Origin of the sequence: Pseudomonas sp. LAIL14HWK12:I10, from assembly GCF_900184205.1 — a bacterium.
Taxonomy (GTDB): domain Bacteria; phylum Pseudomonadota; class Gammaproteobacteria; order Pseudomonadales; family Pseudomonadaceae; genus Aquipseudomonas; species Aquipseudomonas kermanshahensis.
On the sequence record NZ_FXWU01000012.1, the window covers coordinates 60302 to 77248 of the forward strand.

Sequence of the window (16947 nt, forward strand, 5' to 3'; positions counted from 1 at the left end):
GGTCAGGCGTCCTTTTGCTTGGTGCCGAAGATCTTGTCGCCGGCATCACCCAAGCCCGGCACGATGTAGCCGTGCTCGTTCAGGCGCTGGTCGATCGAAGCGGTGTAGATCTGCACATCCGGGTGGGCTTTTTCCACCACATTGATGCCTTCGGGTGCGGCGACCAGCACCATGGCGCGAATCTCTTTGCAACCCGCTTTTTTCAGCAGGTCGATGGTGGCGACCATCGAGGCGCCGGTGGCCAGCATCGGGTCGATGATCAGGGCCAGGCGCTGGTTGATGTCCGGCGCGAGCTTTTCCAGGTAGGTGTGAGCTTCGAGGGTTTCTTCGTTGCGCGCGACGCCGACGGCACTGACCTTGGCACCCGGAATCAGGCTGAGCACGCCGTCGAGCATGCCGATGCCGGCGCGCAGGATCGGGACGACGGTAATCTTTTTGCCGGCGATTTTTTCGACCTGCACCTTGCCACACCACCCGTCGATCTCGTAGGTTTCCAGTGGCAGGTCCTGGGTGGCTTCATAGGTCAGAAGCGCGCCGACTTCCTGGGCAAGTTCGCGAAAATTCTTGGTGCTGATGTCGGCACGGCGCATGAGGCCGAGCTTGTGGCGGATCAGCGGATGGCGGATCTCACGAGTGGGCATAGGGGGGGCTCCGAAAGGCGGGCAAAAAAACCGCGCTAGATTAATCTATTCAGCCTGTGCTGTCGTGTAGTCCTTTTGGACGTTAGTCCATAAATGCTTGATCTGTGGCGAGCGGATGCGTACCTTTGCCCGCTTTTCCAAAATACCCCCCCCTGGAGAGCGCAATGCCCGCCGATCTCGAGCACATCCGTCAAGTCATGCGCGAAGCAGACTGTCTGTACACCGAAGCCGAAGTCGAAGCGGCCATCGCCAAGGTCGGCGAGCAGATCTGCAAAGACCTGCACGACAAGAACCCGGTGGTCTTCTGCGTGATGAACGGCGGCCTTATCTTCTCGGGCAAGCTGCTGACCCACCTGCAGTTCCCGCTGGAAGCGTCGTACCTGCACGCCACCCGCTACCGCAACCAGACCAGCGGCGGCGAGTTGTTCTGGAAAGCCAAACCAGAAGTCTCGTTCATCGACCGTGACGTGCTGATCGTCGACGACATCCTCGACGAAGGCCACACCCTCAGCGCCATCATCGAGTTCTGCAAGCACGCCGGTGCGCGCTCGGTGCACACCGCGGTGCTGATCGACAAGGACCACGATCGCAAAGCCAGCCCGGACCTTAAAGCCAACTACGTCGGCCTGCCCTGCGTCGATCGCTACATCTTCGGCTATGGCATGGACTACAAGGGCTACTGGCGTAACGCTAACGGCATCTTCGCCGTCAAGGGGCTGTAACCATGCGCCAGCCCGCGTTCATCGACCAATCGCTGTTCGCCGAGCTGGCGCAGAAGGCTGCCGCCAACCCTCGCGGGCGGCAGCACCATAACTTCCATGAGATGGAAGAGCCTTGCCACCGCATGGCAGTCGGGCTGCAGCCGACGACCTACATCCCACCCCATCGGCACCTGAGCGACGACAAGGCCGAAGCACTGATCGTGCTCAAGGGGCGCCTTGGCCTGCTGATCTTCGATGAGCACGGTGCGGTGACTGAAAAGCGGGTGCTGCAGGCCGGCGGCGACTGCCTGGGTGTAGACCTGGCGTCCGGTACCTACCACGGGTTGGTGGTACTGGAACCGGACAGCATCCTCTTCGAGTGCAAGGCAGGGCCGTACCGGCCAGTGGGCGAGGGCGAGCATGCCCACTGGGCGCCGCGTGAAGGCGAGGCCGGCGTGGCCGAGTACCAGGCCTGGATGCGCGCCCAGTTCGATTGATCGCGGGCTCCCGGTACAGGCTGAACACAGCATGCTAGAGTGCCTGTTCAAGCCAAGGAGCCTCACATGCGTGCGATTCTTCCCCTCCTGCTGGCGGTCAGCCTGCCGATCTGTGCCGCCCCGCTGCACAGCCAGTTTCTGCCGTCTGACGACCTGTCCCTGCGCCAGGAAGCACCGACCGGTCAGCAACTGCTGCAAGTGACCGATTATGCAGTGGTGGTCGGTGCCCAGCGCCAGTCCGACCAACAACCAATCCCCATCACCGCATCGTTGCAAATGCGCCTCAAGGGCAAGCCGCTGAGCAAGGGCGCCACCATCGCCCAGGTGCTGCTGACCTTCGATGGCGAAGCTGGCAAAAGCTTGAAAAAGCCGGTTTATGATGAGAAAACCCGCACCTTGAGCCTCAACTACCCGGTCAGTGATTACCGCGTGATCATGGACCTGCTGCGCAACGAAACGCTCTACGTGCAGTTTCTGACCTACGGCAACGGCCATATCTGGGCCGACCTGCACACCGGCACCGTACGTACGCGTTGAGGCGCGCGCCCTGCGGGGGGTAAACTGCCGGCCTTCGAAATTCCGTGATGGTCCAGTTGGAGTCGGCAATGCGTAAAGACAAGAAACAGGTAATCGGTGACGAAATCAGCGACGACTACATCAAGTCGTTCCTTCAGTTCGAGCCGGCCGATGGTGTGACTTCGCCGTCGCTGCACAAGCTGGTCAAGGCTTACCGTGGCCTGCGTGTCGACGACTTCGAGCGTTTCGTCGGCTTCTTCGTCGAAGCGGGCCTGGACCTGGATGGCAAGGACGAGCACGGCAAGACCTTCGTCGAACAGATCGCCGACCAGCGCAATGCCCCTGAGTACATCGAGATCATCGATAAAGCCCGCGGCTGATTGTTAAGCCTGTACTGGCCTCTTCGCGGGCAAGCCCGCTCCCACAGGTATTGCACCGCTCTCAAGATCTGTGAAAAACCTGTGGGCTTGCCCATGAAGAGACCGGCACAGGCCAAAACGCAGGCACAAAAAAACGCCCCGAGGGGCGTTTTTTCGTTTCAGCCAGCTCAGGCGTAATGCTTGGCCGGGCTGTCTTCCACCAGTTCCAACGCGGCATCGTTGTCGGCACTGATCTTGTTGTACAGCGCGGCATCGGTTGCCAGGACCTTCTCGCGAGCGGGGAAGATTTCCTTGAGCTTGGCAGCCCAGGCACCTTTGGCCTGCTCGGGGAAGCAACGCTCGATCAGTTCCAGCATGATCGAAACGGTTACCGAAGCGCCCGGCGATGCGCCGAGCAGAGCGGCCAGGCTGCCGTCCTGGGCCGAGACCAGCTCGGTACCGAACTGCAGAATGCCGCCCTTTTTCGGGTCTTTCTTGATGATTTGCACACGTTGGCCGGCCACTTCCAGGCGCCAGTCTTCGGCTTTGGCTTGCGGGTAGAAGCGGCGCAGCGATTCCAGGCGCTGTTCCATCGACTGCATCACTTCGCTGACCAGGTACTTGGTCAGGTCCATATTGTCGCGGGCCACGGCCAGCATCGGGCCGATGTTGCCCATGCGCACCGACAGTGGCAGGTCCATCAGCGAACCATGCTTGAGGAACTTGGTGGTAAAGCCTGCGTACGGGCCGAACAGCAGCGAGGTCTTGCCGTCTACCACGCGGGTGTCCAGGTGCGGCACCGACATCGGTGGCGCGCCGACCGCAGCCTGGCTGTAAACCTTGGCCTGGTGCTGTTTGACGATTTCCGGGTTGTCGCAACGCAGCCACTGGCCGCTGACCGGGAAGCCGCCGAAGCCTTTGCTCTCGGGGATGCCCGACAGTTGCAGCAGCGGCAGGGCCGCGCCACCGGCACCGAGGAACACGAAGCGCGCGTCGACTTCACGGCTGCCGCCGCTGTTGACGTCCTTGATGCTCACGGTCCAGCCGTTGCCGTTACGGCGCAGGCCGACGACTTTCTTGCTGTACTTGACCTGCGCGTCGGGCGAGTCGCCCAGCAGCTTGAGCAGTTTGTTGGTCAGTGCGCCGAAGTTGACGTCGGTGCCTTTCGCCACGCGGGTGGCGGCGATGTGCTGGTCGGCCGGGCGGCCGGGCATCATCAACGGCATCCAGTCGCTCATCACGGCCTTGTCTTCGGTGTATTCCATCTCGGAGAAGGCGTGATGCTGCTTGAGCAGTTCAAAGCGCTTCTTGAGGAAGGAAACACCCTTGTCACCTTCGACGTAGCTCAGGTGCGGGACAGGGTTGATGAAGGCACGCGCCGAGCCGAAGTTACCCTTCTTGCTCAGGTAAGCCCAGAACTGGCGCGAGACCTCGAACTGGGTATTGATGTGTACGGCCTTCTTGATGTCGATGCTGCCATCGGCGGCCTGGGGCGTGTAGTTAAGCTCGCACAGGCCAGCGTGGCCGGTACCTGCGTTGTTCCAGGGGTTGGAGCTTTCCGCGGCCCCGGAGTCCATCGCCTCGACGACCTCCAGCTTGAGGGTCGGGTCGAGCTCCTTGAGCAGTACGGCCAGGGTGGCACTCATGATGCCCGCGCCTACCAGTACTACATCAACCGATTCGTTCTGCGCCATTTAACGCGTCTCCACAATCTACAGCTACCTAATTGACAGCATAGGATCCCTGGGTTCGCCAGGATCGCCATGTCCGACTTTTCGCAGTTCTTGCAACTTCCGCGGACACCGCCAATCAGTCTTCGGGTTCGGGTATTGAACCCCGATTGCCACGGGTGCGGCAATTCGACTTATGGTCAAGGTGTCGTGCGTGCGTTATGGAACGGCCTCAGACACTCATCCGGGATGAGCGCAGTTGCCGCCTGTTCAGGGCTGTTCGGGACACATCTGCCGCTTTTGCACATGCCAGACTGTTCATTTGCTCGCCACACTCTCGTGAAGTTGTGAAAAACCGTTTTTTCACGCTCTTTTGGAGACGTGAACCTCAAAAGGGGACTGCGCGATGGCAACCCACAGGTTCATGCAGTGCGAAGGGCCGGAAAAGCAGGCACGACAGCCGATGCAAGACCTGAGTGGAAGGCTCTCTGTGGGCGAAGCGGTGAAGGTGCCGGGGTCAAGCGGCAAATGCGGGGCCCGATCAGGAGACGTCCTTATAATCGGGGGGAGATTATAGCGATGTCGAAGGCAGAAAGGTCGTTATTCGTGGTTTTTATTGCAGCGTTTGTCAGGCCAGCAGGCTGTGTTGATGCCAACGGGTGTTTGCGCGGGCGCAAACCCGGGCGCTGGCGGGCAGTGGGCGGCTGGCTGCAACCGGCAATATAAAGCCGGCTACCGCTGCGTACTGCTTTTTCTTGTGGCTTGCCGCTTGTAGGTTGCCGCTAGGTATACTGTGCGCCTTAGCCGCATTTTCTGGAGAAACGCGCATGTTGCAACGTCTGTTGTTCGGTTTGATCGCGGTGGCCAGCCTCAGCCTGGTCGGATGTGCCCACAGCCCGCAACAACTCAGCCCGCAACCCAAGCTCACCGCCCAGCTCGCACCTGTCGGCCACGGTCAGCCGGTGGTGGTCAAAGTGGTTGATGGCCGGGCTTCGCAGTCCCTGGGCACGCGCGGTGGCATGTACCCCGAGACCAGCACCATCAGTGTCAGTGGCAATGATGTGCTGCCCAAGCTGCAGGCCCAGGCCGAAGCCGCTGTGCGCCTGCTCGGTTTCACCCCGACGGCGAATGCCTACAATGCCCCGCAGTTGACCGTGACCCTGGCCGAGCTTAAGTACCAGTCGCCCAAGGACAACCTGTACGTGACCGAGGCCACCATCGGTGCCACCTTCCGTGCCGACGTGGCCAACGCCAACCGCCGTTACAGCGGCCGTTACGGTGCTTCGCTGGACCAGCGTTTCGGCATGGCGCCGAACCAGGAAACCAACACCAAGCTGGTCAGCGACGTGCTGAGCGACGCCCTGACCCGCCTGTTCAAAGACCCGACCATCGGGCAAGTACTGGGCGAATAAGCGTTCAGCCCTGCTAAAACAAACCCGCTGCCTGGCTGACAGGCAGCGGGTTTGTTTTTTTTGGGGGGCTTCAGGCCGCCTGGATGTGGAAGTCCAGCAGGCTGAAACCGGTGGCCACATCCACCTCCGGCAAGTCCTGATGCGCGTGCCCACCCAGCGCGCAATAGACCAGCCACTGGCGGTCCTGCACATTGATGGCAAAACCGTCGATCAACGCCTGCTGTTCGTCGCTCTGGGCTACGAGATAGAGGCGGTCCTGGTTTTCGGCGTGCAGCATGAACGAGCTCCGGATCGGGAAAAGGCCGACAGAGTGGCCTGTTCTGATGACGAACCTGTGACAGATGAAATTTAGTGACACTTTGTCGCCGAGCCCGAGCGCCCACGCCGGACTTGGGTAGAATGCCGGCCTTTGCCGTCCTTCAAACCGAGGTTGTGTAATGTCGTTGCAAGTGCTCTGGGGGTTTCTGGCCGCCCATCCGACCAAGCTGATCAACCTGCTGGCGTTGCTGATGACGTGCCCCGGCGGGATGCTGCTGCACAGCGCACGGCGGCGCGAGGCTGTCACGCGGGAAAGCCTGGCGGTGGATGAGGGGGTGGTGGATGCGTTTGACCTGAGGGTGCCGCGTTACTTCTATATTCTCGGTTTTTCGTGCCTGGCCATGGCGCTGCTGCTGTCCTGGTTCAGTACCTGGGTGTAAAACCTTGGGGCTGCAAAGCAGCCCCGGGTTGATCAGGCAACTGGCGTTTGCTGCTTGACCTGGTACTGGTTGCGCACCGGCGTCGCGTATTGCAACACCAGGTACGGCCGCTGTTCTTCAGGGCAAGCTTCCAAGCGACGCTGCCATTCTTCCTTGGCACGCGCCAGCTCTTCGCCTGGGAACACCTTCTCGGCGCTCGGCACTTGCAGTGCCTCATCCTTCTCGTCCCACATCGCGTAGGCCAGGTAGTGCACCGGGAACAACCGGTAGCCACCGAGGACCTGCCGGTCGATTTCGGCTGCCAGCTGCTTGGTGTCCTCGAAGTACTCGGTCACCGGCGCGGCAAAGTTGATGTGCACTCGGCCTTTGTAGCCGGTGATGCCCTTGGCGATGCTGTTGTCGTCCTCGCCCGGCGCCTTCTTGTAGGTGCCGGTGGTGGCGCGGATGTACAGCTCGCGGGCCTTGGCCTGGTCGCAGGGGTCGTACTCGTAGCTGATCGAAACCGGCGTCAGGTTCAGGCTCTGAATGACCGCGCCGAACGGCTCGTCCTTGCGGCTCATGTGGAACATCTTGAGGATCGCCGAGTCGGTACGGTCGTCGCCGTCCTTGGCGCGGCCTTCGGCCTGGGCGATCCAGATCGATGCGCCATCGTTGCGGATCGAGTGGTTGATGTAGGCCGAGAGCAGTTGGTAAGCCGCCAGCTTCTCGCGACGACCGCTGAGCGAGCGGTGCACAATGAAGCTCTTGTTCAGGCGCATCATGTCGCTGACGAAGGGTTTTTGCAGCAGGTTGTCACCGATGGCGATGCGCGGGGTCGGCAGGCCGGCGTGGTACACGGCGTAGTTGACGAAGGCCGGGTCCATGACGATGTCGCGGTGGTTGGCCAGGAACAAGTACGCGGTGCCAGCCTTGAGTTGCTCGACGCCCGAATAGGTAACGCCGTCGGTGGCGCGCTCGATGGTCTGGTCGACGTAGTATTCGACTTTGTCCTGCAAGGTCGACACGCAGGTAACGCCGGCGAATTCCTTGCGCAGGCGGCGGGCGATCAGTGGCTTGAGCAGCCAGCCGAGTGGGGCGGCAGCACGCGGGAAGCGGAAGTGGGTGAGGATATCGAGGAATGCCGGGTCGCTGAGCAGGCGTGCCAACACGGCAGGGACCTCAGCGTCGTCGTACGGTCGGATGGCATCGAATTCGCCCATCATGCTCTCTTGTTGGAAACGGCTAGGGTAATAGGTAGGGACGGGGTTCGAAAAACGGCTCGAACACGCACAGGCCCTGTAATCAGACCGGCAATTATACGCATAAGTCACCGTGGAGGCCGCGATGCTGGAAACTGACTTCTATGATTGCCCGTATTGTGGCGAACGGGTGGAAACCACTGTCGATATCTCCAGTGGCGACCAGGTCTATACCGAGGATTGCCAGGTCTGTTGCCAGCCAGTGGTGTTCATCCTGCAGGTGCACGGTGACGAATGGATGCTCGAAGTCAGACGCGAGGACGATGCCTGATGCAACGGATCTACGAACCGGAAAGCCTGCTGGAGGCTGAAATGCTGGTGGGCATGCTGGCCAGTGAGGGCATCTCGGTGCACCTGGTCGGCCGCGACCTGGTGGGTGCTGCCGGTGAGCTGCCGATGCAGGGTTTGCTGGGGCTTGCCGTGCCCGACGAGCAGGCCGAGTACGCACGGCAGCTGATCGATGCGTACAATGATGCCCAGCCACTGGTTGGTGACGAACCGGAGAGCTATCCCGGTACCTTGATCTGCTAGGTAAAAAATTCGCCCATGTGTGGACGTTACGCCCTGTTTCGCTGGCCCCAGGCCCTTGCCAGTCTGCCGGGCTTCCCCGTCGGCCAGCCGGCACAATGGAATATCTCGCCCGGTGCGTCGGTGTTGATCCAGCGCCAGGTCGACGGCGAGCATGGCTTGGCCAAGGCGCGCTGGGGCCTGACGCCAGCCTGGCTCACTGACCTGTCCCGCACGCCTGCCCATGCCCGAGCCGAAACCCTTGCCGAACAGCCGATGTTCCGCGAAGCGTTTCGCCAGCGCCGCTGCCTGATGCCGGCCAATGGCTTTTATGAATGGCGCGGTACGGTGCGCAAACGCCCCTACTGGCTGACCCCAGGGGAGGGGTCGTCACTGTATTTTGCGGCGGTGTGGGAGGCCTATCCGGTGCAGGACCAGGTTTGGCTGAGCTGCGCAGTGGTGACCCAGGCCGCCATGAACCAGCGCCGGCCGTTGATTCTGGACGAGGCGGGCCAGGCGGCCTGGCTGGACCCTGATACGCCGATCACACGCCTGCAGGAACTGCTGGCCAGCCCTCCGGCTACGCTGCGTGAGCGGGCCTTGGCAAACTTCGTCAATGACCCGAAACTGGATGCCCCGGAGTGCCTGACGCCGGCCTGACGCCGGCCAGAACGCGCGGCCGTGCAGCCGGTAAAATTCTTCCCTGCGGCTATGGCGGGTCCAGGCGACTAGGCCTAGGATACGCCGCATGTAAAAGGGAGTGTTTCCATGCGTAAGTCATTTGTTGTCAGTGTGTTGAGTGCCGGTATCCTGCTGGCAGGCTGCCAGGCGGTGAATACCACCAGCGGCGGAGCCGTCGGTGTCGAGCGCAAGCAGTACATGTTCAGCATGCTCTCGACCGATGAGGTCAACCAGATGTACGCCCAGTCCTACCAGCAGACCCTCGGTGAGGCGTCGAACAAGGGCGTGCTGGACAAGTCCAGTGCCGATGCCAAGCGCGTGCAGGTCATCGCTGACCGGTTGATCGCCCAGGCGCCGAAGTTTCGCCCGGATGCCGCCCAGTGGAACTGGGAAGTCAACGTGATCAAGAGCGACGAGCTCAACGCCAACTGTGGCCCTGGCGGCAAGATCATCGTGTACACCGGCCTGATCGACCAACTCAAGCTGACCGATGCCGAGATTGCGGCGGTGGTCGGTCACGAGATCGCCCACGCCCTGCGTGAGCACAGCCGCGAAGCCATGTCCAAGGCCTATGGCGTGGAAATGGCCCGTCAGGGTGCGGGTGCCATCTTCGGCCTGGGCCAAAGCAGCATGGCCATGGCCGACACCGTGGTGAACTACGCCATGACCTTGCCCAATAGCCGTGCCAATGAGAACGAGGCGGACCTGATCGGCCTGGAGCTGTCGGCACGTGCCGGTTACGACCCGAATGCCGCGATCACCTTGTGGAACAAGATGAGCAAGGCTTCCGAAGGCGCGCCACCTGAGTTCATGAGCACTCACCCGGCGTCCGAAAGCCGTATTGCCTCGTTGCAGGCCGCGATTCCGAAGGTGATGCCGCTGTATCAGGCTGCCAAGAAGTAATCTGCGTCCTGTAGGAGCAGCCTTGTGCTGCGAAGAGGCCGGTGACAGCGCCGAAGGTCTGCTGTGCTGTCACTGGCCTCTTCGCAGCGCAAGGCTGCTCCTACAGGTCAGCCTACCCAGCGACTATCAGCCTACCCAGCCACTGGCCTTCATCGCCGAGTACACGGCCACCACCGCCAGCACGAAGAACGCGGTAGCCGCCAGTCGGCGAATCAGGGTCAACGGCAGTTTGTCTGCCGCAAAGTTACCCGCCAATACCACCGGCACGTTGGCAATCAGCATGCCCAGCGTGGTGCCGATGATGACCATGATCAGGTGCGGGTATTGCGCGGCAAGCATGACTGTCGCCACCTGGGTCTTGTCGCCGATCTCGGCCAGGAAAAACGCAATCAGCGTGGTGAGGAACGGGCCGAAGCGGCGCGCAGGGTTTTCATCGTCATCCATCTTGTCTGGCACCAGTGTCCACAGCGCCGTGGCAGTGAAGCTGGCGGCCAGGATCCAGTGCAGCGCCGAGTCGCTGAAGAACCCGCCGACCCACGCGCCCACGGCACCCGCGGCGGCATGGTTGGCCAGGGTAGCGGCGATGATGCCGGCGATGATCGGCCAAGGCTTGCGGAAGCGAGCGGCGAGAATGAGCGCGAGCAGTTGCGTCTTGTCGCCGATTTCGGCGAGGGCAACGATGGCGGTGGGGACCAGCAGAGATTCCAGCATCAGGTTTCCTACGGGGGCGGGTCGACACGGCTATGACACGTACAGCCTTCCCGCCCCGGGTAAGGTGTGCGTGTCATAGGTCTTGTCAAACCGCGGATCCGTCTGTGCGGATCTCTCTATGCAGGCTCTGCATAGTGGGTCGCACGCGCCATGGCCTGTGGGCCAAGTATGTTGACGCGTGCCGGGCGAGCTGGGTGCTCGCGGGAGACTACTCCCCTAGGACGGTGCGGATTCTGCCTAGCCGAAGCGGTTTCGGCAAGCGCTGTTTTTAACCGCGTGTTGCCTGGTAGATCCGGAAACCGTCCGCCTCGGCGCGTACCTGGCAGTTACCCAAGGCCCCTTCGATCAGTGGCTGGTAGCGCAGGAAGCTATTGGCAACAAGGCGCATTTCGCCACCTTTTCGCAGATGAACGCCGGATTTTTTCAGCAAATTCTCCGAAGCCTGGTAATTGGTGTGCACCCCGGTATGAAACGGCGGGTTGCTCAGGATCACGCTCAGCTCGGCAGGGGCCGCGTCGATGCCATCACCGCTGATCACTTCACCTTCCAGGCCGTTGGCGGCCAATGTCAGGCGGCTGGCTGCCACGGCAAACGCGTCCACGTCGAGCAGGGTCAGCCGGCTTTGCGGGTAGCGGCGTTTCACCGTGGCGCCCAGCACCCCGGCACCGCAACCGAAGTCCAGCACATGCCCGCTTGGCAGGCCATCCAGGTGTTTGAGCAGCAGGGCGCTGCCGCGATCGAGGCGGCCGTGGCTGAACACGCCCGGCAGGCTGACCACCTGCAGTGGGCCATCTTCGAGGTCGAGTTCGAAGCGCTCGGCCAGGCTTTCCAGCGGCGTGGCCGCAGGCGCGTGGTCAACGGTCACCTGCCACAACTGGCAATGCCGGGCGCTGTCGAGCTTGCGCGGTTTGCCAAAGGCCTGCAGTTGCTTCGCCGCGCCTTCGATGCCGCCGCGTTTCTCGCCGACCAGGTACAGCTCGCGCCCGGCCAGGCGCGAGGCCAGGGCGTTGAGCAGGTAGGCGGCCAGCTCGCGGGACTTGGGCAGGAACAGCACAGCGCTGTCGAAGGCCACCGGGGGGGCTTCGACACCGTAATGGCTACGGCCAGCGAAGCGGCCCTCGAGCATGGCCTGGTCACCGGCATGCCAGGTCCAGCCATGGGCCATGGGCAGGTGGCCGAGCAGGTCGTCGGCGGGCGCGCCGGCGAGCAGCAGCGGGCCTTGGAACAGGTCCGCCTGGCGGAGCAACACTTCACTGCGCGGGTCCATGGACGACGCCTCCTGTAAAAAAAGTCGCGCAGTGTAGCAGAGGCTAACGCTGCGCTCAGCTGACCACGCGGCGTGGCTGACCGGCGAAATAGGCCTGGGCATTCTCGCTAAGCTGGCCGACGATGCGCTGGCGCGACTCCACTGCGCCCCAGGCACTGTGCGGGGTGATGATCAGCCGCGGGATATCGCCTGCCAGCAGCGGGTTGCCGTTGACCGGTGGCTCGACGCTCAGCACGTCAGTAGCGGCGCCACCCAGGTGGCCTTGGCGCAGGGCGTCGGCCAGAGCCTGTTCGTCGATCAAGCCACCCCGTGCGGTATTCACCACCAGGGCGCCGGGCTTGAGCAAGGCCAGCTCACGGGCCCCGATCATGTGCCGGGTATGCTCGTTCAGCGGGCAATGCAGGGTCAGCGCGTCCACTTGCGGCAGCAGGTCTTCCAGGGGCATGCGGTCGGCGCGCTCCGGGCGGCCGGGGATCTGCCCGCTCAAGACGCGCATGCCGAAGGCTTCGGCCAGGCGCGCCACTGCGCCGCCCAGTTCGCCATGGCCGAGCAGGCCGAGGGTCTTGCCCTCCAGCTCGACGATGGGGAAGTCCAGCAGGCAGAACTGGCTGGCCTTGGCCCATTGGCCGTCGGCCACTGCCTGGTTGTAGTCGCACAGCCGCGTGGCCAAGGCCAGCAGCAGGGCGAGGGTATGCTGGGCCACCGACGGCGTGCCGTAGCCCTGGCAGTTGCACACGGTGATGCCTTGGGCGCGGGCCGCCGCCAGGTCGACATTGTTGGTGCCGGTGGCGGCCACCAGGATCAGCTCGAGCTGCGGGTTGGCCGCAAGGGTCGCGGCATCCAGCATGACCTTGTTGCTGATTACCGCAACGGCGCCCTGCAGGCGTTCGGCAACCTGCTCCGGACGGGTGGCGGCAAACAGCTCGAATGCGTCGAACTGGTCCCGCAAAGGGGACAGGTCGAGGTCACCCAAGTCCAGTGACTGGTGATCGAGAAACACGGCGCGACGCGGGCTGGGCATGGGGTTCTCCGGTGGCAGGACGGGAAATGGGCCATCAACTTCGGGGGCACTGTCCGAAGCGGTTGAGCGCAGTGTCTAGCCCGCGGTTACCACGCGTCAACGCCTGCCACTCATACCTCGTCGGTCCAAATCATTCCTTCGGCTGATTTGACCGTCACATTCAGCTACTACAGTAGATCCAGACTTGTCCGGCCCGTTTTTCAGAAAAGGGATACCCATGTTGCAGACCCGCATCATCAAACCCGCCGAAGGCGCCTACGCCTACCCCCTGCTGATCAAACGCCTGCTGATGTCCGGCAGCCGCTACGAGAAAACCCGCGAGATCGTCTATCGCGATCAGCTGCGCCTGACTTATCCACAGCTCAACGAGCGTATCGCGCGCCTGGCCAATGTGCTGACTGAGGCCGGGGTCAAGGCCGGTGACACGGTGGCGGTGATGGACTGGGACAGCCATCGCTACCTGGAATGCATGTTCGCCATCCCGATGATCGGCGCGGTGGTGCACACCATCAACGTGCGCCTGTCGCCAGAACAAATCCTCTACACCATGAACCACGCCGAAGACCGCGTGGTGTTGGTCAACAGCGACTTCGTCGGCCTTTACCAAGCGATTGCCGGGCAGTTGACCACCGTCGACAAGACCTTGCTGCTGACCGACGGCCCGGACAAGTCCGCCGAGCTGCCCAACCTGGTCGGCGAGTACGAGCAGTTGCTCGCCGCCGCCAGCCCGCGCTATGACTTCCCGGATTTCGACGAAAACTCGGTGGCCACCACCTTCTACACCACCGGCACCACCGGCAACCCCAAAGGGGTGTACTTCACCCATCGCCAGCTGGTGCTGCATACCCTGGCCGAAACGTCGGTCACTGGCAGTATCGACAGTGTGCGCCTGCTTGGCAGCGATGATGTGTACATGCCCATTACCCCGATGTTCCACGTACATGCCTGGGGCATCCCATACGCCGCCACCATGCTGGGCATGAAGCAGGTGTACCCGGGGCGTTACGAGCCGGACATGCTGGTCAAGCTGTGGCGTGAAGAGCAGGTCACCTTCTCCCATTGCGTGCCGACCATCCTGCAGATGTTGCTCAATTGCCCGACCGCCCAGGGCCAGGACTTCGCAGGCTGGAAGATCATCATCGGCGGCAGCGCGCTCAACCGCTCGCTGTATCAGGCGGCCCTGGCGCGTGGCATCCAGCTGACTGCCGCGTACGGCATGTCCGAGACCTGCCCGCTGATCTCGGCAGCGCACCTGAACGATGAGCTACAGGCGGGCAGCGAGGACGAGCGTGTCACCTACCGGATCAAGGCCGGTGTGCCGGTGCCGTTGGTCGAGGCGGCGATCGTCGACGGCGAGGGCAATTTCCTCCCGGCCGATGGCGAGACCCAGGGCGAACTGGTGCTGCGCGCGCCCTGGCTGACCATGGGTTACTTCAAGGAGGCGCAAAAGAGCGAGGAGCTGTGGCAGGGCGGCTGGCTGCACACCGGTGATGTCGCGACCCTCGACGGCATGGGCTACATCGATATCCGCGATCGCATCAAGGACGTGATCAAGACCGGCGGGGAGTGGATATCCTCGCTCGACCTCGAAGACTTGATCAGCCGTCATTCGGCCGTGCGCGAAGTGGCGGTGGTGGGGATCGCCGACCCGCAGTGGGGCGAGCGGCCGTTTGCCCTGTTGGTGGTACGTGATGGGCAGGCCATCGATGCCAAGTCACTCAAGGACCACCTCAAGCCTTTTGTCGAAGAAGGGCACATCAATAAATGGGCGATTCCAAGTCAGATCGCCGTTGTTACTGAAATTCCCAAGACCAGTGTCGGCAAACTCGACAAGAAACGCATCCGCCAGGACATCGTCCAGTGGCAGGCCAGTAACAGTGCGTTCCTTTCTACCCTGTAAACCCCGTGCGGGTCGTGGACGACAGAACACGACCCGCAGGCTAGAGAGCTCGGCGCCTTGCCAAACAGGAAAAATGCGCCATGCTTCAGCACGGCCAGCACGTAACCCGAAAAACCTCGTAGCGAGTTGGCGGCACGGAGCGCAAATCACACTTTAGAGGGATCAAGCGCCTGTGCCTTGCTGGCTATAGTCGAGGCCAGGAGATTTTCAGGAATGGGGGAGGGCGACACGCGCAAGCCGTGTTGCCGCAGGTGCAAACCTGCACACCGGTCCCACGGACCGTTTCTGAAAGGACTCACTGCCATAACAAAAAAGTACATGGAGTAGCGTCGATGAAATCTGCAAACCTGTTCTGGCGCCGGGCCAAGTTGCCCTTGGCCGTCAGCCTTGCTTCCACGCTCGCAAGTCCTGCTTTCGCTGTCAGTTTCAACATAGGTGAAATCGAAGGGCAGTTCGACTCGTCGCTCTCCGTTGGCGCCAGCTGGTCGACCGCCAGCCCGAACAAGAACCTGATCGGGGTCAACAATGGCGGCAAGGGGCTGTCGCAGACCTCCGATGACGGCCACCTCAACTTCAAGCGTGGCGAGACCTTCTCCAAGATCTTCAAGGGCATCCACGACCTGGAGCTCAAGTACGGCGACACCGGGGTGTTCGTGCGTGGCAAGTACTGGTATGACTTCGAGCTCAAGGACGAAAGCCGCCAGTTCAAGGACATCAGCGACTCCAATCGCAAGGAAGGCGCCAAGTCGTCCGGCGCCGAACTGCTCGATGCGTTCGTCTACCACAACTATTCGATTGGCGACATGCCAGGCTCGGTGCGCCTGGGCAAGCAGGTTGTCAGCTGGGGTGAGAGTACCTTCATCGGCGGTGGTATCAACTCGATCAACCCGATCGACGTGTCCGCGTTCCGCCGCCCTGGGGCCGAGATCAAGGAAGGCCTGATCCCGGTCAACATGTTCTACATCTCCCAGAGCCTGACCGACAACCTGTCGGCCGAGGCCTTCTACCAGATCGAATGGGACCAGACCGTCGTCGACAACTGCGGCACGTTCTTCTCGCAGCCGGACATCATTGCCGACGGCTGTACCGACAACCTGCGCGTGCTCAACAGCAGCCGCACAGTACCGGGCGCGGCCCAGCAGTTCCTCGCCACCCAGGGCGTTAACATCAACGAGGAAGGCGTGATGGTGCGCCGCGGGGCCGACCGTGATGCGCGTGACAGCGGCCAGTTCGGTGTGGCGCTGCGCTACATGTTCGACCCGCTGGACACCGAGTTCGGTGCCTACTTCATGAACTACCACAGCCGTGCGCCGATCTTCAGCGCCACCGGTGCCCCGCCCTCCGTGTTCGCTGGCCTGAGTGCCCTGCCGGCACAGTTGCGCGCGCTGGCACCGCTGATCGTGGCCGGTAACTCCGAGTACTTCGTCGAGTACCCTGAGGACATCCGCCTGTACGGCCTGAGCTTCTCCACCACGCTGCCTACCGGTACCGCCTGGAGTGGTGAAGTAAGCTACCGCCCCAACGCGCCTGTGCAGCTCAATACCACCGACATCCTGTTCTCGGGTGTACGCCCAATTGGTGGCGCCCTGAGCAACGCTTCGCTGCTCTCCGGTACCCCTGGCCAGGACCTGCACGGCTACCGCCGCAAGGAAATCACCCAGTTCCAGACCACCCTGACGCACTTCTTCGACCAGGTGATGGGCGCCAGCCGCATGACCGTGGTGGGCGAGGTGGGGGTTACCCATGTCGGCGGCCTGGAAAACGCCCACGAAACCCGCTACGGCCGCGACCCGGTATTCGGCCCCGGCCCACTGCCAGCCACAGGTGGCGCGGACACCTGCCAGGCGCTCAACGCCAGCACCATCGCAGGCGCGGGTGCCGGTGCATCGACCACCAACCTGAATCGCAAGTGCGAGAACGACGGCTACACCACCAGCACCTCCTGGGGTTACCGCGGCCGGGTCATCTGGGACTACAACGACGTCTTCGCCGGGGTCAACCTCAAGCCGAGCGTGGCCTGGTCGCATGACGTTTCCGGCTACTCGCCCGGCCCTGGCGCCAACTTTGAAGAAGGCCGCAAGGCCGTCAGCCTGGGCCTGGACGCCGAGTACCAGAACACCTACACGGCGAGCCTGTCGTACACCAACTTCTTCGACGGCAAGTACAGCACCGTGGATGACCGCGACTTCGTCGCCCTCAGCTTCGGCGTGAACTTCTAAGAATAC

General features: G+C 62.3%; 19 protein-coding genes and 1 riboswitch. Of the genes, 12 read left to right on the forward strand and 7 right to left on the reverse strand.

What is annotated here, in order from left to right; all coding sequences use genetic code 11:
* Positions 1-2: 2 nt before the first annotated feature.
* Positions 3-641: a uracil phosphoribosyltransferase gene (gene upp / locus QOS90_RS23140; protein ID WP_027594461.1), complete on the reverse strand. Its 639-nt coding sequence runs from the start codon at positions 639-641 to the stop codon at positions 3-5.
* Positions 642-805: 164 nt separating this feature from the next.
* On the opposite strand from upp, the gene QOS90_RS23145 reads away from it, so the two are divergent.
* The 4 genes from QOS90_RS23145 to QOS90_RS23160 all read left to right on the forward strand — a co-directional run bounded on the left by QOS90_RS23145 (position 806) and on the right by QOS90_RS23160 (position 2735).
* Positions 806-1363, forward strand: coding sequence for a hypoxanthine-guanine phosphoribosyltransferase (locus QOS90_RS23145; protein WP_027594460.1), 558 nt, complete (start codon positions 806-808; stop codon positions 1361-1363).
* Between the two features lie 2 nt (positions 1364-1365).
* The gene (locus QOS90_RS23150) at positions 1366-1839 is read left to right on the forward strand and encodes a WbuC family cupin fold metalloprotein (RefSeq protein WP_085274102.1); all 474 of its coding nucleotides are present in this window, start codon (positions 1366-1368) and stop codon (positions 1837-1839) included.
* Between the two features lie 66 nt (positions 1840-1905).
* Positions 1906-2376: a hypothetical protein gene (locus QOS90_RS23155; protein ID WP_085274101.1), complete on the forward strand. Its 471-nt coding sequence runs from the start codon at positions 1906-1908 to the stop codon at positions 2374-2376.
* A 68-nt stretch (positions 2377-2444) separates the two neighbouring features.
* A complete protein-coding gene (locus QOS90_RS23160) occupies positions 2445-2735 on the forward strand; it encodes a PA4642 family protein (protein ID WP_003247360.1) in 291 nt (96 codons plus the stop codon).
* A 167-nt stretch (positions 2736-2902) separates the two neighbouring features.
* On the opposite strand, the gene mqo is transcribed toward QOS90_RS23160, so the two are convergent.
* Positions 2903-4408, reverse strand: a complete 1506-nt coding sequence (gene mqo, locus QOS90_RS23165; RefSeq protein ID WP_027594457.1) for a malate dehydrogenase (quinone) — start codon at positions 4406-4408, stop codon at positions 2903-2905.
* 803 nt (positions 4409-5211) lie between these two features.
* On the opposite strand from mqo, the gene QOS90_RS23170 reads away from it, so the two are divergent.
* Positions 5212-5796 carry a YajG family lipoprotein gene (locus tag QOS90_RS23170; RefSeq protein ID WP_085274100.1) on the forward strand — a complete coding sequence of 195 codons (585 nt, stop codon included), beginning with the start codon at positions 5212-5214 and terminating at the stop codon, positions 5794-5796.
* 70 nt (positions 5797-5866) lie between these two features.
* Here QOS90_RS23170 and QOS90_RS23175 read toward each other — a convergent pair whose 3' ends face one another.
* Positions 5867-6073 (reverse strand): hypothetical protein, encoded by a 207-nt coding sequence (locus QOS90_RS23175; RefSeq protein ID WP_027594455.1) that lies wholly within the window; start codon positions 6071-6073, stop codon positions 5867-5869.
* 160 nt (positions 6074-6233) lie between these two features.
* Between QOS90_RS23175 and QOS90_RS23180 the strand changes: the two genes are divergently transcribed.
* On the forward strand, positions 6234-6494 hold the full coding sequence (locus tag QOS90_RS23180; protein ID WP_027594454.1) for a hypothetical protein: 261 nt from the start codon (positions 6234-6236) through the stop codon (positions 6492-6494).
* Positions 6495-6526: 32 nt separating this feature from the next.
* On the opposite strand, the gene QOS90_RS23185 is transcribed toward QOS90_RS23180, so the two are convergent.
* A complete protein-coding gene (locus QOS90_RS23185) occupies positions 6527-7696 on the reverse strand; it encodes a 1-acyl-sn-glycerol-3-phosphate acyltransferase (protein ID WP_033694199.1) in 1170 nt (389 codons plus the stop codon).
* A 121-nt stretch (positions 7697-7817) separates the two neighbouring features.
* Between QOS90_RS23185 and QOS90_RS23190 the strand changes: the two genes are divergently transcribed.
* From QOS90_RS23190 to QOS90_RS23205, 4 genes are all read left to right on the forward strand, one after another.
* Entirely contained in the window at positions 7818-8003 is a 186-nt protein-coding gene (locus tag QOS90_RS23190; RefSeq protein ID WP_027594452.1) for a CPXCG motif-containing cysteine-rich protein, read from the forward strand.
* Entirely contained in the window at positions 8003-8263 is a 261-nt protein-coding gene (locus tag QOS90_RS23195) for a putative signal transducing protein (RefSeq protein ID WP_027594451.1), read from the forward strand. The genes QOS90_RS23190 and QOS90_RS23195 overlap by 1 nt, the downstream gene beginning before the upstream one ends.
* Positions 8264-8278: 15 nt before the next feature.
* Complete coding sequence (locus tag QOS90_RS23200) at positions 8279-8899, forward strand: SOS response-associated peptidase (RefSeq protein ID WP_085274099.1); 621 nt, start codon at positions 8279-8281, stop codon at positions 8897-8899.
* A 108-nt stretch (positions 8900-9007) separates the two neighbouring features.
* Complete coding sequence (locus QOS90_RS23205) at positions 9008-9823, forward strand: M48 family metallopeptidase (protein ID WP_027594449.1); 816 nt, start codon at positions 9008-9010, stop codon at positions 9821-9823.
* 126 nt (positions 9824-9949) lie between these two features.
* Here QOS90_RS23205 and QOS90_RS23210 read toward each other — a convergent pair whose 3' ends face one another.
* The 3 genes from QOS90_RS23210 to QOS90_RS23220 all read right to left on the reverse strand — a co-directional run bounded on the left by QOS90_RS23210 (position 9950) and on the right by QOS90_RS23220 (position 12822).
* Positions 9950-10534, reverse strand: coding sequence for a TMEM165/GDT1 family protein (locus tag QOS90_RS23210; protein ID WP_027594448.1), 585 nt, complete (start codon positions 10532-10534; stop codon positions 9950-9952).
* 109 nt (positions 10535-10643) lie between these two features.
* Positions 10644-10763: riboswitch (yybP-ykoY riboswitch) on the reverse strand.
* 39 nt (positions 10764-10802) lie between these two features.
* On the reverse strand, positions 10803-11801 hold the full coding sequence (locus tag QOS90_RS23215; protein WP_027594447.1) for a methyltransferase: 999 nt from the start codon (positions 11799-11801) through the stop codon (positions 10803-10805).
* A 55-nt stretch (positions 11802-11856) separates the two neighbouring features.
* Positions 11857-12822, reverse strand: coding sequence for a 2-hydroxyacid dehydrogenase (locus QOS90_RS23220; protein WP_027594446.1), 966 nt, complete (start codon positions 12820-12822; stop codon positions 11857-11859).
* Between the two features lie 217 nt (positions 12823-13039).
* Between QOS90_RS23220 and QOS90_RS23225 the strand changes: the two genes are divergently transcribed.
* Together QOS90_RS23225 and QOS90_RS23230 are read left to right on the forward strand one after the other, a co-directional pair.
* On the forward strand, positions 13040-14722 hold the full coding sequence (locus QOS90_RS23225; RefSeq protein WP_085274098.1) for a fatty acid--CoA ligase: 1683 nt from the start codon (positions 13040-13042) through the stop codon (positions 14720-14722).
* Positions 14723-15054: 332 nt separating this feature from the next.
* Positions 15055-16941 (forward strand): DUF1302 domain-containing protein, encoded by a 1887-nt coding sequence (locus QOS90_RS23230; protein WP_027594444.1) that lies wholly within the window; start codon positions 15055-15057, stop codon positions 16939-16941.
* Positions 16942-16947: the final 6 nt, after the last annotated feature.

Coding starts and splice junctions, on each gene's coding strand:
- upp (WP_027594461.1), bottom strand. CDS start 641: ATGCCCACTCGTGAGATCCGCCATCCGCTGATCCGCCACAAGCTCGGC.
- QOS90_RS23145 (WP_027594460.1), top strand. CDS start 806: ATGCCCGCCGATCTCGAGCACATCCGTCAAGTCATGCGCGAAGCAGAC.
- QOS90_RS23150 (WP_085274102.1), top strand. CDS start 1,366: ATGCGCCAGCCCGCGTTCATCGACCAATCGCTGTTCGCCGAGCTGGCG.
- QOS90_RS23155 (WP_085274101.1), top strand. CDS start 1,906: ATGCGTGCGATTCTTCCCCTCCTGCTGGCGGTCAGCCTGCCGATCTGT.
- QOS90_RS23160 (WP_003247360.1), top strand. CDS start 2,445: ATGCGTAAAGACAAGAAACAGGTAATCGGTGACGAAATCAGCGACGAC.
- mqo (WP_027594457.1), bottom strand. CDS start 4,408: ATGGCGCAGAACGAATCGGTTGATGTAGTACTGGTAGGCGCGGGCATC.
- QOS90_RS23170 (WP_085274100.1), top strand. CDS start 5,212: ATGTTGCAACGTCTGTTGTTCGGTTTGATCGCGGTGGCCAGCCTCAGC.
- QOS90_RS23175 (WP_027594455.1), bottom strand. CDS start 6,073: ATGCTGCACGCCGAAAACCAGGACCGCCTCTATCTCGTAGCCCAGAGC.
- QOS90_RS23180 (WP_027594454.1), top strand. CDS start 6,234: ATGTCGTTGCAAGTGCTCTGGGGGTTTCTGGCCGCCCATCCGACCAAG.
- QOS90_RS23185 (WP_033694199.1), bottom strand. CDS start 7,696: ATGATGGGCGAATTCGATGCCATCCGACCGTACGACGACGCTGAGGTC.
- QOS90_RS23190 (WP_027594452.1), top strand. CDS start 7,818: ATGCTGGAAACTGACTTCTATGATTGCCCGTATTGTGGCGAACGGGTG.
- QOS90_RS23195 (WP_027594451.1), top strand. CDS start 8,003: ATGCAACGGATCTACGAACCGGAAAGCCTGCTGGAGGCTGAAATGCTG.
- QOS90_RS23200 (WP_085274099.1), top strand. CDS start 8,279: ATGTGTGGACGTTACGCCCTGTTTCGCTGGCCCCAGGCCCTTGCCAGT.
- QOS90_RS23205 (WP_027594449.1), top strand. CDS start 9,008: ATGCGTAAGTCATTTGTTGTCAGTGTGTTGAGTGCCGGTATCCTGCTG.
- QOS90_RS23210 (WP_027594448.1), bottom strand. CDS start 10,534: ATGCTGGAATCTCTGCTGGTCCCCACCGCCATCGTTGCCCTCGCCGAA.
- QOS90_RS23215 (WP_027594447.1), bottom strand. CDS start 11,801: ATGGACCCGCGCAGTGAAGTGTTGCTCCGCCAGGCGGACCTGTTCCAA.
- QOS90_RS23220 (WP_027594446.1), bottom strand. CDS start 12,822: ATGCCCAGCCCGCGTCGCGCCGTGTTTCTCGATCACCAGTCACTGGAC.
- QOS90_RS23225 (WP_085274098.1), top strand. CDS start 13,040: ATGTTGCAGACCCGCATCATCAAACCCGCCGAAGGCGCCTACGCCTAC.
- QOS90_RS23230 (WP_027594444.1), top strand. CDS start 15,055: ATGAAATCTGCAAACCTGTTCTGGCGCCGGGCCAAGTTGCCCTTGGCC.